The sequence below is a fragment of the Roseivirga seohaensis genome (assembly GCF_001592945.1).
Taxonomy (GTDB): Bacteria; Bacteroidota; Bacteroidia; order Cytophagales; family Cyclobacteriaceae; genus Roseivirga; species Roseivirga seohaensis.
The window spans coordinates 148661-165472 of sequence record NZ_LRPB01000001.1 but is presented as its reverse complement, the minus strand read 5'-3'; the positions used below and the strand labels follow the sequence as shown (position 1 = coordinate 165472).

The window sequence follows — 16812 nt, the reverse complement described above, 5'->3', positions numbered from 1 at the left end:
AAAAGATAACTTTTGGAGGGTTTTCTCAGAGTATAGTAGAAACTAAGCCTTGATTAGCGAATTCTGAACTACATAATTAGCGGTTTCCTTTGCCCAAACCTGATAAGTAAGTTTAGAAGGATGAACACCATCACTAAAGAAATCCGCGCTGGTCATAGACGGATCTATTTTATCGATCCAATTTTCAAAACTGATTTTCTGGGCATCGTAAAAAACATTTTCATGTTTGGCGATGGTTTGCTCAAGCCTTTCGCCCAGCATTTCAACCAAGTTCCCCATAGAAAACTTAATGAGGCTGGTAAAAGCAGGGAATAGCTTAATTGGGGGCATGCTGGTGAAAAGAATCGGAGCATTTCCGAATTTTTTCTTCAAGGCGATAATCAATGCATCAATATCTTTTGCCCACTGATTTGGGCTGTTGAAAGTAAAGGAATCGTTTCCGCCAAGGCCAACCACAAGGAGGTCGGCTTCTGTTTCTTTAATTTTCGGGACTAACCTTTCCGTTACGCGTTTAGCAGTATAGCCGCTTTTTGCATATACCTTCCAGCCGATATTTGTATTGAGTTGAGTGGCCAAGTGATTGGCAAAAGTTCCGGTAAAGCCTTCCTCATGTGTTTTCACACCTACCCCGGCAATGGTACTTTCGCCAAGGGCAATGATTTTAAGTGGATCGGAAGAAGGGAATGATGTGACTGTTCCTTCAGTACCTCTGGCTTCGGGTAAAGAAGGCACGCTGGCACGTATTCTTTTGCCTTGAAAGTACATAATTGGCAACAGGGGAATGGTAATCAGTGCGCCAAAAATGTACTTGCTGTTCATCTTTTATCCTCTACATTCAGAAATGGCCTTCTCCAAAATACCGAGTACTTTGTCTTTGTTCATGCCAATCATTGAGGCAGGAAAACCCACTTCCAAATTAGAAATGCTTAGGCTTTCTTCGGCTTCAGAATACTCGAAATCGAGCGAAATTCCATTTTTGGAAAGGTAACCACTGATGCCTTGAAGTTCGATGCCCTGACTTTTTAACTTGGCTCTTAAGCACTTGAAAGCTGCGGGATTTACTTGATCAAATTTCGTCATCATCTTCGTCTTCTTCTGGTGAACCCTGAACTTCAGCAATAGGCTTAAAACCTTCTGGTACTTTTTGCTCTGCTGTATGATGGAAAATTTCCAAAACTGGCGATTCCTTCACTTCAGGAATGGTAAAGGTAACCAACATATTGTTCAAGCTTTCGCGAATACGTTCGTAAGCTTGTTTTACATCGCTGGCGGTTACCATCATCAAGTTAGAAATCTTCTTTTCTTTACCAGAATCAGCATCTGCAGCCATGTATACTACTTTGCAGTTAAAGAATGTATCAGCATCTGGGTATTCAAAAACATCGGTTACCCTACTTTTTGCTATGCCAGTTACTTGAAATTCGCCCATTACACGTTGGCCAATTTCTTCATAAATTTTAGCTTCGGCTTCGGTAAAAGAAAGGGCATCGGCCAAATACGTTTCGCTCACACTTTTGGTGCGACCTTGCTCGTCTTCCTTCATATATTTCACCTTACAGGTAAACCAAGTCTTCATAATTCCATTCTTTAAATGAGGGGTCAAAAATACAATTGATATTGATGAAAACAGTAGAGATTTGGAATTTCTATCGAAGAAACTTGCCCAAGTTTTAGATGTAATTACCGCTGGTTTATAAGTTTTATATCAGCTATCTTCTCGAAGTCGAATAATTTGTTAAAAATTTCGGTACTTCACGCCAATATGAGTCAAGTATTCCCTTACCCCAGTCAAATTGTTGTCACTTGTTTTCCAAAACAAAGCCCTTGGCTTGCTCAAGAAATTGAAGCGCTAGGCTTTAAAATTGAAAGCCAGAGTATTACAGAAGTAGAAGTAAACGGCTTTATGGACGATTGTTTAAAGCTCAATATGTTTTTGCGTACTGCAGGGCGGGTGCTTTTTCAAATCAGAAGATTTAGAGCGAAAAATGCGGATGAGCTCTACAGAGAACTGTCCAAGATTCCTTGGGAAGAATATTTCGACACAGATGATTACTTTTCGATTACCTCTTATGTAAAGAATGACACCATTACAGATGATCGGTTTGCCAACCTAAGAGCGAAAGACGCTATTGCTGATCGATTTGTAAAGAAAACGGGCAAACGCCCAGACTCAGGTTCAGATAGAGATGGGGCTGTTATTCATTTATACTGGAAAGAGGACAAAGTGCGTGTTTACTTCGATACTTCAGGGCAAACTATTGCCAAGCATGGTTATAGAAAAATACCAGGAAAGGCGCCAATGATTGAGTCTTTGGCGGCCTCGGCCATCATTGCCAGTAATTGGGATAGGAAGAGCACCTTTGTAAACCCAATGTGTGGAAGTGGCACTTTGGCCATTGAAGCAGCTTTGCTAGCCACCAATACCGCCCCGGGTTTGTTCCGCGAAAACTTCGGTTTTATGCATATTAACGGCTATAGCGAAGACTCATGGCAAGGTTATATACGTTTGGCAGAGTTGCAGCGTAAAAACCAGCTCGACTTTAAAATTATTGCATCAGACTTGAGTAGTAGTGCGGTTACAGCCGCTAAAATGAATGCTCGAACCGCGGGTGTTGATCACTTAATAGATTTTCAGGTTTGTGATTTTAGAGAAACTGAAATTCCTGAAGAAACAGGTGTAGTAATGTTCAACCCCGAATATGGAGAACGACTTGGGGCCGATAAAGACTTGGAAGAAATCTACTCTGCCATTGGCGACTTTTTCAAACAACAGTGTAAAGGGTACATGGGCTATGTGTTTACCGGAAATTTAGACTTGGCCAAACGAATAGGTTTACGTACCAAGAGAAGGATAGAGTTTTACAATGCAAAAATCGACTCACGTTTGCTAGAGTATGAATTATATGCAGGAACGCGTAAAGAAAAGTAATTGAAAATATTAAAGAAGATATGGTCCAGTTTTCCTGTGCAACTACTGGTTGTACATATTAAATACAACCAATTTTTATTGGTGTACTGGTTCATTTTGTTTTCGTCAGTAGGAGGCAGTTTTGGCGAAAATTTAGGAATACCATATCTGTTTTTAGATCCTGTTTATTTAGATGAAGTTTCCATTTGGGGCTTTTTTATCATGGGTATAGCTGTGGCTGGATTTGGCATGGCCTTTAATATTACCAGCTATATTCTAGACGGGTTCAGGTTTCCTTTTCTGGGTACTTTACCCAAACCTTTGGCTCATTTTTGCATTAATAACTCCATAATTCCTTTTAGCTTTTTGGTGTTTTATGTGATTAAAATAATCCAGTTTCAACACGATGCAGGAGGAGGAGCTGGTCAAGGAATTGCGATTAAAGTAGCTGGAGTGTTGTTGGGATGTATTGCCTTTTTGATTTTCCTGTTTGCCTACTTCTTTAAAACCAATCGAGATATTTTTAAGGTATTGGGAATTAATCAGCAACTAAAAATAAAAAGAACCAACAGTCAAAAACTCAAAGCCTTTAGAAAATTACAATCTTTGAGAAGAAGTAGGGTGAAGGTGAATTATTATTTGAGCCTTAATTTTAAGTTTTATTCTACCAGGCGCTTCGAGGAATATTATGATAGAATGGCAATCTTAAGGGTCTTTCTTCAGAATCAACGAAATGCCATTATCATAGAATCACTGGTGCTTTTGATCATTTTTGGTCTGGGGCTTTTTCAAGACGTAGCCATTTTTCAAATACCAGCAGCAGCTTCTGGAGTGCTTTTGCTTACAATGATTGTGATGCTTACGGGGGCTTTAAGCTTTTGGTTTAGGTCATGGATTATCAGTGGAATTGTAGGCGTATTTATACTGCTGAACATTGTGTTTGCTACGGATTTTCTTAGCTATCAGTATCCAGCTTATGGTCTAAATTATGAGAGTGCTCCGGCTGAATATAAGTTAGAAAATCTTCAAGAATATGCTTCTGAGCAAAATGTAGAGGCCTCCAAAGAATATATGCTTAAGGTGCTTGAAAATTGGAAAGCAAAGTTTAAGGAGGAAAAACCTAAAATGGTGTTGGTAACGGTGAGCGGTGGAGGGCAGCGTTCGGCATTATGGACGACCAATGTGCTACAACATGCCGATTCTGTATTTGAAGGTGAATTAATGAATAACACCTTTATGATTACTGGGGCTTCGGGAGGATTGTTTGGAGCTGCTTTTTACCGAGAATTAGCCTGGAAGAATTTGAATCCACAAGCCCATGAGCATTTGGTCGATATAAGTAAAGATGTGCTCAATCCCGTTATTTTCACCCTACTGGTAAACGACCTTTTCGTGAAGTTCAGAAGCTTTGAATACGGTGGGTTCAAGTATAAAAAAGAAAGGGGTTATGAGTTTGAACAGCGACTAAAATCTAACCTCCATGGCTTATTGGATCGGCCTATTTCTGCCTATCGAGCGCCAGAATATAATGCAGAAATCCCTTTGCTAATTGTAGGTTCAACCATTACAAATGATGGACGAAAACTGTATGTTTCTCCTCATCCGACCGCATTTTTTAATACAGGCGCAAATAAAGATCATTCAAAAATTCAAGGAGTAGACTTTAATTTGCTTTTGGCTCAACATCAGCCCGATAGCCTAAGATTTTTAACCGCTTTGCGAATGAGTGCTACATTTCCGTATTTTTCTCCTTCTATATCTTTGCCTACTACTCCCAAAATGAGTATTGCTGATGCTGGGATTTCCGATAATTACGGAATTTCTGATGCCACCACATTTCTGCATGTTTTTAAAGATTGGATCAAAGAGAATACTTCGGAAGTGGTGATGATTACCATCCGAGACTCAAGCAAAGAGCCTCCAGTGGAAGAAGATCATTCAAAGAACTTAGTTCAGAAATTCATTTCCCCTATTCAAGGTGCAGTGAGAAGCTGGGATCAAATTCAGACCATTAAAAACGAACAGCGCTTCGATATGATTTCATCTGACTACGGAAGCCATTTAAGGCGTGTTGAATTTGAATACCAAAATCAGAAATCGAACCGTGCTTCTTTGAGTTGGCGATTAACAGACCGTGAAATCCAGAATATTCTGGATGGCATTAAAGACGACATCAACCAAAAGGCTTTGAAAGAACTAGAGAAGTGATGCTATTTCAGTTCTTGATAGATGTTTTACTCTATCATTTCATTCGCAAAGACACAGTTCTCCATTCCTCCTAACAACTGTTAGGAAACTCACGGCTTTTGCTTAAATTCGCAATCCAATAGCTTAGAACACCATTTTATGCAAGAAGTAGCACCATACAAACCCAAAAATAAAGTAAGATTAGTAACAGCCGCCTCCCTTTTCGATGGCCACGATGCAGCAATCAACATTATGCGGAGAATCATTCAAGCCACTGGCTGTGAGGTAATCCATTTGGGGCATGATAGAAGTGTAGAAGAAGTAGTGAATACTGCCATTCAAGAAGATGCTCAGGCGATTGCCATGACTTCTTACCAAGGTGGGCACGTGGAGTACTTCAAATACATGCACGATTTATTGAAGGAAAAAGGTGCTGGTCACATTAAGATTTTCGGTGGAGGTGGAGGTGTAATTCTGCCAGAAGAAATTAAAGAATTGATGGATTACGGCATTACCCGAATTTACTCTCCAGATGATGGACGTAAAATGGGTTTGCAAGGCATGATTAACGACATGGTGCAGCAGTGCGATTTTCCTACTGGAGAAAACCTGACGGATGAAGTAGATCATATCGTAGAAAAGAACATCAAGTCTATTGCGCGAATGATCTCTGCTGCGGAAAATTTCCCTGAAGAATCGAAAAGCGAAATGGACAAGGTGCACACCATGGCAGATAAGGTTGAAACGCCTATTCTTGGAATTACAGGAACAGGTGGCTCTGGAAAATCATCTTTGGTTGATGAATTAGTACGCAGGTTCTTAATGGACTTTGAAGATAAAACTATCGCTATTGTATCGGTAGATCCTTCGAAAAGAAAAACAGGCGGAGCACTTTTAGGCGATAGAATTCGAATGAATTCAATTAACAATTCGCGTGTTTATATGCGTTCGCTGGCCACTCGTCAATCGAATTTGGCACTTTCAAAGCACGTTCGCGAAGCGGTTCAAATCTTAAAAGCCGCTCAGTACGACCTTATTATTTTAGAAACTTCTGGTATTGGTCAGTCCGACACTGAAATACTGGACCACTCTGATGTATCGCTTTATGTGATGACGCCAGAGTACGGTGCGGCAACACAGTTGGAAAAAATCGACATGCTCGATTTTGCCGATGTGATTGCCCTCAATAAATTCGACAAACGTGGTGCGTTAGATGCACTGCGTGATGTTAAAAAACAATTTCAACGTAACCACGGACTGTGGTCTGCTAAGGTGGATGATATGCCAGTTTATGGCACCATCGCTTCACAGTTTAACGACCCAGGAATGAATTCGCTTTACCGTGTAATCATGGATAAAGTGGTAGAAAAAACAGGCGCTAAACTGGAATCTACCTTTGAGATTACCAATGAGATGTCGGAGAAGATCTTCGTGATTCCTCCACATAGAACGCGTTACCTTTCAGAGATTTCCGAGTCAAATCGTTCCTACGATGAGTGGGCGTTAAACCAAGCTGAAGTGGCCGATAAACTTTACGGTTTACACACCTCAATGGAAACGCTCAAAAATTCGACCATTGCCGATCGCGACCGATTGATTAAAGGCTTACAAGAAACTTACGAAACCGTTAAATTAGATCTTGATCCAAGAAATTGGATTATGATTGAAGAGTGGGAAGCGAAAAAGAAAACCTATACCGACCCTGTTTACTCTTTCAAGGTTCGTGACAAAGAAATTAAAATCAAGACACATACGGAGTCGCTTTCTCACACGCAAGTGCCTAAAGTGTCTTTGCCAAAATTCAGAAGTTGGGGAGATATTCTAAGGTGGTCGTTGCAAGAGAATGTACCGGGCGAATTCCCTTATACTGCCGGAATCTATCCTTTCAAAAGAGAAGGCGAAGACCCAACGCGTATGTTTGCGGGTGAAGGCGGGCCAGAAAGAACCAACAGACGTTTCCATTATGTAAGTTTAGGAATGCCAGCAGCGCGTCTATCTACGGCTTTCGATTCAGTAACCCTTTACGGAAACGACCCAGGTTATCGACCAGATATTCATGGTAAAATTGGTAACTCTGGCGTAAGCATTTGCTGCCTAGACGATGCCAAAAAACTGTATTCAGGCTTCAACTTGTCTGATCCAACCACATCTGTTTCAATGACCATCAATGGCCCTGCGCCAATGTTGTTAGGCTTTTTTATGAATGCCGCCATTGATCAACAATGTGAGATTTACATCAAGGAGAATGGATTGGAAGCTGAGGTTGAAGAAAAAATCAAAGCAATTTATAAAAAGAAAGGCGTAACGCGTCCACAATACCAAGGCGAGCTTCCTGAAGGAAATGATGGTTTGGGGCTGATGCTTTTGGGCGTTACGGGCGATCAGGTTTTACCTGCCGATGTTTACCAAGAAATTAAAACCAGAACACTTTCTGTAGTGCGAGGTACGGTTCAGGCCGATATTCTAAAAGAAGACCAAGCGCAAAATACTTGTATTTTCTCTACTGAATTTGCCCTTCGTTTGATGGGTGATGTTCAGCAATATTTCATCGATAAGAATGTAAGAAACTTCTATTCCGTATCCATTTCGGGTTATCATATTGCCGAGGCGGGCGCAAATCCAATTTCACAATTGGCCTTTACTTTGGCGAATGGCTTCACTTATGTAGAGTATTACTTGAGCCGCGGAATGGACATTGATAAGTTCGGGCCGAACCTATCTTTCTTCTTCTCGAATGGAATTGATCCTGAATATGCGGTGATTGGACGTGTAGCCAGAAGAATTTGGGCGAAAGCCATGAAGCAGAAGTATGGTGCAAATGCTAGGGCGCAAATGCTAAAATATCATATTCAAACTTCGGGTCGTTCGTTGCATGCGCAAGAAATTGATTTCAATGATATCAGAACTACACTTCAGGCTTTGTATGCGATTTACGACAACTGTAACTCTTTGCATACCAATGCTTATGATGAGGCCATTACCACTCCAACCGAGGAGTCGGTGCGTAGGGCAATGGCCATTCAGTTGATTATCAATAAAGAGCTAGGTTTGGCTACCAACGAAAACCCACTGCAAGGGTCGTTCATTATTGAAGAACTGACCGAATTAGTAGAAGAGGCTGTTCTTTTAGAGTTCGATAGAATTACGGAACGTGGAGGCGTTTTGGGCGCTATGGAAACCATGTACCAGCGAGGGAAAATTCAGGAAGAATCACTTTACTATGAAACGCTAAAGCATACGGGTGAATTCCCAATTATTGGGGTGAACACTTTCTTGAGTTCAAAAGGCTCACCAACTGTTTTACCAAAAGAGGTGATTCGTGCTACGCCTGAAGAGAAAGAATATCAGATTAAAATGCTTGAGCAACTTCAAAAAGGAAATGCAGATAAAGCAGAAGAACTGATTAAGAAAATTCAAACGGCAGCAGTTCAGAATCAAAATATTTTTGAAGAATTGATGGAAGCTTGTAAGTATTGCTCACTTGGTCAAATTACTTCGGCATTATTTGAAGTAGGCGGCCAGTATAGAAGGAATATGTAGATTTTGGAGTACTTTTAGTCACCTGTTGTGTTTAGAAAAACTGACAGGTGACTATTTATCTAAAGTGTCAATATTGAAAAAGCTCGTCAGTCTTTTATTTTTTATTGTTGGGCTTCAAATATCTCTCAAAGGAGATTTGGCTGCGCAAACCCCGTCTAATGAACAGTCCATTTATCTTCAGCTCAATAAATCGGTTTTTGAATTGGGAGAAGACCTGTGGTTTAGCGCTACTGTTTTAAACGCGCAGAGTTTACTTCCTTCCAGGCAGGATTCTTCCTTGTTTGTAGAGTTAAGGAGTAAGGCTGAAAATCAAGTTGTTTTTAAAGAGATTTTCGAAATCAGCAATGGCTTTGCAGAGGGGCATATTTTTTTAGCCGACACATTAAAACAGGGCGAGTATAGTCTTTTTGCCTTTACTAGAAATTCCTTTTCCGATGAGGTAAAAAAGGCCAAAAGCATTCTGCTTAAATCAAGAATTACCCCTTCAATATTAGTAGATGTAAACTTCGATAATGCCTTAATGACCAAGGAAAATTCGTTGTCGCCAAAAGTTAAAGTGGTGAGAAGGTCTGGTGAGTTGGTAAAGAACGCTAAAATTAATGCTGAAATATGGAACGAGAATAAACGTGTAGCTAGAGTCAAAACTACCACCGATAGTCTAGGGATTGCGATACCCATATTTAGCAAATTAAAAACATTCGAAAATTTAGTGTTGAAGATTGACGTGGATTCCGATTTGGGTGAAGAGCAATTTGAACTTCCAGTTACCCTGCCAACAAATACCCAACGTATTCAATTCAATTTGATGCCAGAAGGAGGAAACCTTGTACAAGGAGTTTCTTCTCAAATTGCTTTTAAGGCGGTTCAGCAAAACGGAACACCCATTAATATTGACTCTGCTGTTGTTATAGATGAAAAAGGAGCGTTGGTTACCTCCTTTAAATCGCGCCATAACGGAATGGGCAGCTTTTACTTTTTACCGCTTCCATCCAAGCAATATTCTGTTTCTATTATTGCCCCTAAAATCGATTCGATTTTTAACTTCCCTCAAATATATGAGGCTGGGTTTGTTTTAAACGTGTCCAAACAAACCGAAAATGAAGTTCTTTTTGCTGTTAAGAAAAGTGAAGGTTTTGAAGGAGATTCATTGACCTTTAGGATAGAACAACGTGGCCAGTTATTTTATGAGTCCAAAATCATTATGTCGGGTGATGGAACCCTAGTGAAAATACCAACACAATCGTTGCCTAGGGGTATTCTTAAAGCTAACCTGTCGAATAGTGCTGGGCAAATATTGTCGGAGCGTTTGGTTTTCGTAAATAACCAAAACAGTCTGAATATTACTTACAAGCTAAATAAGGCCAATTATACCACAAAGGAAAGGGTTGATCTCAAATTAAAGGTGACGGATAATCAGGGTGCCCCAGTTCAGACTGTACTTGGTCTGTCGGTTGTGGATGAAATTTTCAAATCTGTTTTTGATGAAGATAATATTGTTTCATTTTTCTATTTGTCGAATGAAATTAGGGGGCAAGTGCATAACCCCAAGAGCTATTTTTCTGGTGATTTAAAAAGAGATAGAGATAATTTAGATTTGCTTATGCTTACCCAAGGCTGGCGTTCTTACCGTTGGCCTCGAATTCTATCAGAAAATTTAACCGATTCAGACTTAAAAGTTACGGTAAAGATTAATCCTAATTCGGTATCGAAAAAGGTGCTTAAGGCCCTTGACCAACAAAAAATACAGGTGGTATCTATGTTTGGAGCTTCAATTTTAAGCACAGATAAGAGCGGAGAACTGTTAATATCAGACAGTATGTTGTATTGGTCAAAAGGCGGTAAAATGTTTTTTAAAACCGATCAGCTTGAAGGGGCTCTTTTAAATTTCCATACGCCTTTTGATGCCACGGTTAAATGGAGTTGGGATATGCTTGACCAGCAAAAGAGAATATTTGCTTCAACCAAAAACTGGAATGTTCTTCCTCAAATAGAAAATGATGTAAAAAGGCTTGACGACTTTGTGGTTGAAGCAACTCAAGATCAATATGGAGTTGCTGGTGGCCATGCAAGGAATATAATTGAAGGTAAGAATACCGACTATGTTTGCACATTTGACATTCTTAATTGCCGTAACCATTCGTTTGGTAGAAAACCTAGGGACGGTGAACGGCTCTATATAAATGGAGTTCTAAAAACCTACAGAGCGCCTAAAGAAGCAAACTCTACTACTTACTTTAATGGTTATTATGGGATTCCTGAAGTGTATGAACCAGATTACGATAAAGTACCCGAAGATAGAGTTTTTACCGATTTTCGAAATTCATTGATTTGGAGACCAAGTATTCTTACCAATGAAAATGGTGAGGCAACGGTCTCATTCTTTACTTCAGATATCCGGTCCATTTTTAATGTTCATATTGACGCTTATGGTGATAATGGGCAAATGGGAGCGCTCAAGTTTGATATTAAAGTGTTGAAGTAAGGAATACATTTATGTCTACGGTTATGTATTTGGCAGGTGAATGTTTATTTTTCTAGCCATGTCAAGCCTTCATATCAGACCACGGTTTAAAGAGACTGTAACCGGAACCGCCAAAGAATACATTAGTACTATCAAAGAAGCCATGGATCAGAATCAAGAATTCATAGGGCTTGTTTCCAAACAATATTGTGTGATTAAAATTTGTCTTGAGGAAAGGCATTATTGGTCGCCAGAACTGACGCTTACTTTGGAAGAAATATCAGAAGGGAGTTTAGAAGTAAGAGGTCTGTATGGCCCGAAGCCAAGTGTTTGGGCTGTGTTTTTTATGTCCTATGCTGCGCTTGGGGTACTTTCTTTGTTTGCTGGGGTATACGGGCTTTCTCAGATAATGCTTGAAAAGGAAGCTCCTATTTTATGGGTTATCCCAATATTGGCTGCTATTGCAATAGGCTTGTATTTAGTGGCTCAAGCCGGCCAAAAAGTAGGTGCCGAGCAAATGTTCAGAATCCATCATTTTTATGAGCAAGCTATAAAGCACAGGGTAAGTTTGGAATAAAGAAACTACTGTCACTTTGTAATAAGATCTCGCAACTGTCGCAGGTTCTCCGAACCTGTGACTTACTTTGGACTTTAAGACTCTGTCCGTTTAATATTAAAGAAGAGCCTAAATATACTGAACCTCAATAGGTGGTGTTCCTTCTACCATTTCATTGATTTTAGGTTGAATGAACCAAATACCAACAGGGTAAAACCAGATCATAAAAAACTCTCCCGCAAAATCACTGAAGCTAACTTCTCTTTGTAATTCAGCCGTTTTATAGGTTTTCGCTACAAAATATAGCGAGTAGAAAATGCCAAACATAGAAAGAAAATGGAGAGGGAGCATAATTGCAAGTAAACCAACGGGAAGAACGGAGTTAAAATCGGAGTTCAACTCAAAATCACTTAACCCAAATAGAGTCATAAAAACCAATACTGAAAAGATATAGACAATTGGAATGAAGAAAAATACTTTGAACTTATTAACCTTCATTTTTACGGTAGGAGGAATTTTTGACTGCAAACCGATGGCAATTGACCAAAACCAACCGAAGAGTATGGACATTACGAGAATTACAATAGCAGGAATGATGACGGTAAAACTTTTCAATGTAGTATCGTCCAAATCATTGGTTGTAGTAGCATAGCTAAATAGGAGGGCGAACATAATCATGTAACCTAAAATGGGAAGCCCGATGAGCATTGAGAATAATTGCCAGTGCTTTGCTTTGAGAAAAAGGTTAGTCATGCTTTAGAAGTTTAGTGTTTTATTAAAGCAATATAGTTAACGTTTTAATAAGAATAAGCATACTAAAGAAATGTGTGATTAAACAGCAGCTCAACTGTCGCAGGTTCTCCGATTTATCTGCCTTTGGCAGAACCTGTGACTTATTATGGGTTTTAGGGCTCTGTCCGTTTAACATTGTGTCTCACTGCCCGCGAAGTTTCGGGGTGATTCAGGGTCTGTATGCTTTTAAGCCAAACCTATAAGGTTTTTAAAACCTTATAGGTCTCATTCCTTTAACTTTCCAGCTTCTTCAATACTTCTTCGCGGTAGGCTTGGCCAATGGGAATTTTGTGCTGCGAAAGCTGAATCTGATTTCCTTCTAAATATTCAATTTTACTTTTAGCAATGATATAGGACTTGTGTGTGCGGATAAATGCAGAAGATGGCAATTCTTCTATAAGCTTTTTTAAGGTGGTAGTGACAATCAGCACTTTGTCTTGCAAATGCGCTTTTACATAATCACCGAGGGCTTCGAAAAAGAGAATTTCTGAGAAATCAACTTTGTACACTTTACGGTCGGCTTTGAGTAAGATGTATTTTTCGTCTGAATCGGGTTGACTCATGCTTTTCTCTTTTACTTTATTCACCGCTTTAACAAAGCGCTCGAAAGAGAAGGGTTTTAGTAAATAATCGGTGGCGTCAAGTTCAAAACCTTCTACGGCAAACTCAGGGTAAGCCGTGGTAAATACCACCATCGGTTTCTGGTTCAGCGACTTGTAAAAGTTGATGCCTGATAATTTTGGCATGTTGACATCCAAAAAAATCAAATCAACGCTTGACTTGCCGAGCGCATTCATGGCTTCAAAAGCATCTTTACAGAGGGCCGTAATTTCCAAATCAGGATGATCTGTGCAATAGGTTTTCAGCACATCGCGTGAAAGCGGCTCATCGTCTACTATCAGGCATTTAATCATAGCTTAATTGTTAAATGGACAGAGAATTTGTCTTGCTCGTCTTCTACTTTAAATTCGTGCTTTTTCGGGTAAATTAGGGCCAAGCGAGAAGATACGTTCTGCAAACCAATTCCGCCATATTGCCCTGCTTCCATGTCGTCAATTTCGCCTTTATTGTTCACAATGCTAAAATCGATTTGCTCATTACTGCACTTTAAATGCATATGTACAAAAGCTGAATCTGAAACCCCTTTTACGCCATGTTTAAAGCTGTTTTCAATCAGGGGAAAGAACAAAAGTGGAGCAATCATTTTTCCATTGAGGTCACCTTCAATTTTGAAATTGACCTCGGTGCTGGCATCGGAACGCAAGCGCTGTAAGTCAAGGTAGCCCTGAATAATTTCTACTTCTTTTTCTAGACTTACACGTTTGTCGCCCACTTCGTAAATCATGTAGCGCAATAGATTGGAGAGTTCTAAAACCGAAGCCGCAGTTTTATCGCTTTTCACCAAAGCCATGGCATAAATACTGTTCAGGCTATTGAAGAGAAAATGAGGATTGACCTGCATTTTCAATGACTTCAATTCTAGTTCTACCTTTTCCTTTTCTACCTGCTGCAAAGTATACCACGATTTGGATAATTTGAGCAAAGTGGTGAGCACCAGATAAATGATAAAAATATTGACCAAAACCTGCCATTCGGTAAAGGAAACCATATAGAATTCCGTTGGTAGAACAGGCAAAAGAATTTCAAAAGTGAGTTCATGTAATAGATAAGTAGCAAAAATATTCCCAAGGACTAAGAGCGTGTATGGAATGTATTTCCCCTTCTGTAAGAACTTCGGCACTAAGAACCTCAGGTTTACATAGACCAAGAAGAAAAGCGGGATATGAAAGAGAAGCGCATAGAAATAATCGATAAAGGTGAAGATGCTAGCAATGGAAAAGTAAGAACCAATTGCGTAAATGGACAGCATCCAGAAGACTGAATGCTGTAACCATTTTAAGCGTATAAGTTTGTTCACGAACTTCATTGCGCTACACGTGTGTAAGTTTCGGGATCATCGAAAACACTTTCGTCTTCTGAGTATTTGTCCAAAAATTTCTGAAGCTCTTTAGGCTGGGCGGTGATTAAAATGGTGCCGTCTACATTTTCGTGTCGTAAACGAATCAAGTTACTTTTGAACAGTTTATTGAGCTTGTCTAAATCGAATTGGGTAAGCTTAAGCTGATCTCCGTCCAGGTCCATTTTCATAAAGGTATGCACTGGGAACCATACCCTCGACTCAAAAGCTGCATCACTATAATCGCTATCTGTAGCGGCCAAGTCCATAAAAATGTCATCGCCAATTTTCACCAAATGCAGCTCATATTTAATGGGTTCGCCATCATCAACCACTGTCATTAAATAAGACTTCCCACCAATGGTATAGCTTTTTGGTTTGTTTGGTTTACCCAAGTCGTTAAGCCTATTTCCAAATTCACTTAGGTTCTCTCCTAATTTTTTGAAACCATCTTTCATTTCTTTACTTGAGATGAGAGAGTCGAACTGCTTTTCATAATAAGCTTGAATTTTTGCTTGATCTCTTACTGTATCACCTTCGATAATGGCATAATCACCTTCATCAATGGTTACCGAAAAAGTGGGTTTGCTGATTTTAACTTCATTTTCTTTCGCAGTTTTGTTTTCAGACTCTGTAACAGTAACGGTTCCTTCCACCGAAACCCCATCAGAAATTATAATGTAATCTTCTTCATCGCTTCCGCTTTGCCATTTACCCACGATTTCAGGCAAATACACGAGTGTGTCGTCCGTGTAAATTGGGAATAATGAATAAACGCAAGAGCTTAGAAAGAAGCAAAGCAGTAGGAGTGTGGCGAATATTTTGGTTTTCTTTTTCATGTGTTAGATATTTTGAGTTTTTGATTGATTCAAAATTGGTATTCGAACCTAACCCAGCCAAAAAATATCGGTGAACGCGTAATTTCTCAGGATGAACCCGATAAAACTCAGGCTTCCGCCAAAATAGCGTCCACTACTTCGGTAAAAGTATGGGCTACCACTTCGGCCAACTCACTTTTTTCTACCATGGCCATGAGCTGAATTCTCCTGATGCCCAGCTTCTTTGCTGGAATCAAATCACGCTCCTTATCGCCCACCATCCACGATTGAGCGGGATCCACATTGAATTTGGCCATTCCTTTCTCTAGCATAAGCGAGTCTGGCTTGCGCATTAAAGATTTACTCACGCTATCTACCAAAGGCGCATAATAAAATTGATCAATTAAATTTCCGCAAGCTTCTTGAAGTAAATCATGACAGTCGTCTACCAATTTATCATCATAGTATTTTCTAGCAATTCCGCTTTGGTTGGTGGCTACAACTAGTTTATAACCAGCTTCTTTTAGTCTTTTCAAACCATTTGGAACGTCTTCAGGAATTATAAATTCTTCAATTTTTAGAATGTGTCGGCCTAACTCTTTGTTTAACACACCGTCCCTATCCATGAAAACACATTTGCTCATTTTATTCACTTGCTTTTCTTTTGTGATTAACATTTAATTAACTTCCCCGTTCTAAACTTTACGGGGCTCAACTCCCAGACCGATAAAACTAATGAATTTAACTGCTTTGAAGGAATTATTCTTTCAGTGTAGATTTTTTGAACCATGTAATGAAAGATAGCCTAGTCATTATTCCAACTTATAATGAAAAAGAGAATGTCGCGGAAATTGTTCGTGCTGTTCTTTCTCAACCTTCTGGTTTTGAATTGCTTATTGTAGATGATAATTCGCCAGATGGCACGGCCGATATCGTAAAAAACTTAATGTTGGAATACCCTGATCGATTACATTTAGAAGAGCGGGCAGGAAAATTAGGTTTAGGCACCGCATATATTCATGGTTTTCGTTGGGCTTTGGCCCGTCATTATGAATATATTTTTGAGATGGATGCCGATTTTTCACATCCCCCCGAAGATTTAAACAACTTATATAAGGCTTGTAAAACCGATGGAAACGATGTGGCCATTGGATCGCGCTACGTAACAGGAGTGAATGTGGTAAACTGGCCTATGAGCCGAGTAATGCTTTCGTTTTTCGCCAGCTACTACGTGCGCATGGTGACGGGAATGCCGTTTAGAGACACTACTGCAGGTTTTAAATGCTACAGACGTTCGGTACTCGAAACCATAGATTTAGATAAAGTCCGCTTTATGGGCTATGCCTTTCAAATCGAAATGAAATTCTTGGCTTGGAAATTCGGCTTCAATATTACGGAAGTGCCGATCATTTTTACCGACCGCACCAAAGGTAAATCTAAAATGAGTGGCGGAATTGTGAAAGAAGCGGTGTTAGGCGTAATGCAAATCAAAGTGGGAAGCCTTTTCAGAACTTATAGAAGAGAAGCTGAAGCGGGTTTGGAACAGTCGTTCAATTACACAGAAAAGGAAGCCTAAACTTCTTAAAGGAGCAA

14 protein-coding genes are annotated in these 16812 nt (G+C 39.7%); 6 read left to right on the top strand and 8 right to left on the bottom strand.

Annotated features, from left to right (window positions below):
* Nucleotides 1-42 precede the first annotated feature (42 nt).
* Genes AWW67_RS00725 through AWW67_RS00715 form a run of 3 tightly spaced genes read right to left on the bottom strand, consistent with a single transcriptional unit; the run spans nucleotide 43 to nucleotide 1576 of the window.
* Nucleotides 43-819, bottom strand: coding sequence for an SGNH/GDSL hydrolase family protein (locus AWW67_RS00725; RefSeq protein WP_062299514.1), 777 nt, complete (start codon nucleotides 817-819; stop codon nucleotides 43-45).
* Between the two features lie 3 nt (nucleotides 820-822).
* Entirely contained in the window at nucleotides 823-1083 is a 261-nt protein-coding gene (locus AWW67_RS00720; RefSeq protein WP_141655347.1) for a hypothetical protein, read from the bottom strand.
* Nucleotides 1067-1576, bottom strand: coding sequence for a DUF4494 domain-containing protein (locus AWW67_RS00715; RefSeq protein ID WP_062299510.1), 510 nt, complete (start codon nucleotides 1574-1576; stop codon nucleotides 1067-1069). Before AWW67_RS00715 ends, AWW67_RS00720 begins: the two co-directional genes overlap by 17 nt.
* 156 nt (nucleotides 1577-1732) lie before the next feature.
* Here AWW67_RS00715 and AWW67_RS00710 point away from each other — a divergent pair, with 156 nt between their 5' ends.
* The 5 genes from AWW67_RS00710 (at nucleotide 1733) to AWW67_RS00690 (ending at nucleotide 11673) form a co-directional block, all read left to right on the top strand.
* On the top strand, nucleotides 1733-2929 hold the full coding sequence (locus AWW67_RS00710; protein ID WP_311316215.1) for a THUMP domain-containing class I SAM-dependent RNA methyltransferase: 1197 nt from the start codon (nucleotides 1733-1735) through the stop codon (nucleotides 2927-2929).
* A complete protein-coding gene (locus AWW67_RS00705) occupies nucleotides 2930-5116 on the top strand; it encodes a patatin-like phospholipase family protein (RefSeq protein ID WP_141655346.1) in 2187 nt (728 codons plus the stop codon).
* Nucleotides 5117-5254: 138 nt separating this feature from the next.
* Nucleotides 5255-8635 (top strand): methylmalonyl-CoA mutase family protein, encoded by a 3381-nt coding sequence (locus tag AWW67_RS00700; protein WP_062299504.1) that lies wholly within the window; start codon nucleotides 5255-5257, stop codon nucleotides 8633-8635.
* Nucleotides 8636-8708: 73 nt separating this feature from the next.
* The gene (locus AWW67_RS00695) at nucleotides 8709-11117 is read left to right on the top strand and encodes a hypothetical protein (protein WP_062299502.1); all 2409 of its coding nucleotides are present in this window, start codon (nucleotides 8709-8711) and stop codon (nucleotides 11115-11117) included.
* A 58-nt stretch (nucleotides 11118-11175) separates the two neighbouring features.
* The gene (locus tag AWW67_RS00690; RefSeq protein ID WP_141655345.1) at nucleotides 11176-11673 is read left to right on the top strand and encodes a hypothetical protein; all 498 of its coding nucleotides are present in this window, start codon (nucleotides 11176-11178) and stop codon (nucleotides 11671-11673) included.
* A gap of 108 nt (nucleotides 11674-11781) precedes the next feature.
* Here AWW67_RS00690 and AWW67_RS00685 read toward each other — a convergent pair whose 3' ends face one another.
* The 5 genes from AWW67_RS00685 to AWW67_RS00665 form a co-directional block, all read right to left on the bottom strand.
* Complete coding sequence (locus AWW67_RS00685) at nucleotides 11782-12405, bottom strand: hypothetical protein (protein ID WP_053223735.1); 624 nt, start codon at nucleotides 12403-12405, stop codon at nucleotides 11782-11784.
* Between the two features lie 272 nt (nucleotides 12406-12677).
* A complete protein-coding gene (locus AWW67_RS00680) occupies nucleotides 12678-13358 on the bottom strand; it encodes a LytR/AlgR family response regulator transcription factor (RefSeq protein ID WP_062299499.1) in 681 nt (226 codons plus the stop codon).
* Nucleotides 13355-14362 (bottom strand): sensor histidine kinase, encoded by a 1008-nt coding sequence (locus tag AWW67_RS00675; protein ID WP_176699973.1) that lies wholly within the window; start codon nucleotides 14360-14362, stop codon nucleotides 13355-13357. Before AWW67_RS00675 ends, AWW67_RS00680 begins: the two co-directional genes overlap by 4 nt.
* 5 nt (nucleotides 14363-14367) lie before the next feature.
* Nucleotides 14368-15240, bottom strand: coding sequence for a hypothetical protein (locus tag AWW67_RS00670; RefSeq protein ID WP_141655344.1), 873 nt, complete (start codon nucleotides 15238-15240; stop codon nucleotides 14368-14370).
* A 107-nt stretch (nucleotides 15241-15347) separates the two neighbouring features.
* Nucleotides 15348-15845: a D-glycero-alpha-D-manno-heptose-1,7-bisphosphate 7-phosphatase gene (locus AWW67_RS00665; RefSeq protein ID WP_260311192.1), complete on the bottom strand. Its 498-nt coding sequence runs from the start codon at nucleotides 15843-15845 to the stop codon at nucleotides 15348-15350.
* 167 nt (nucleotides 15846-16012) lie between these two features.
* Between AWW67_RS00665 and AWW67_RS00660 the strand changes: the two genes are divergently transcribed.
* On the top strand, nucleotides 16013-16795 hold the full coding sequence (locus AWW67_RS00660; protein WP_062299493.1) for a polyprenol monophosphomannose synthase: 783 nt from the start codon (nucleotides 16013-16015) through the stop codon (nucleotides 16793-16795).
* Nucleotides 16796-16812 lie beyond the last annotated feature (17 nt).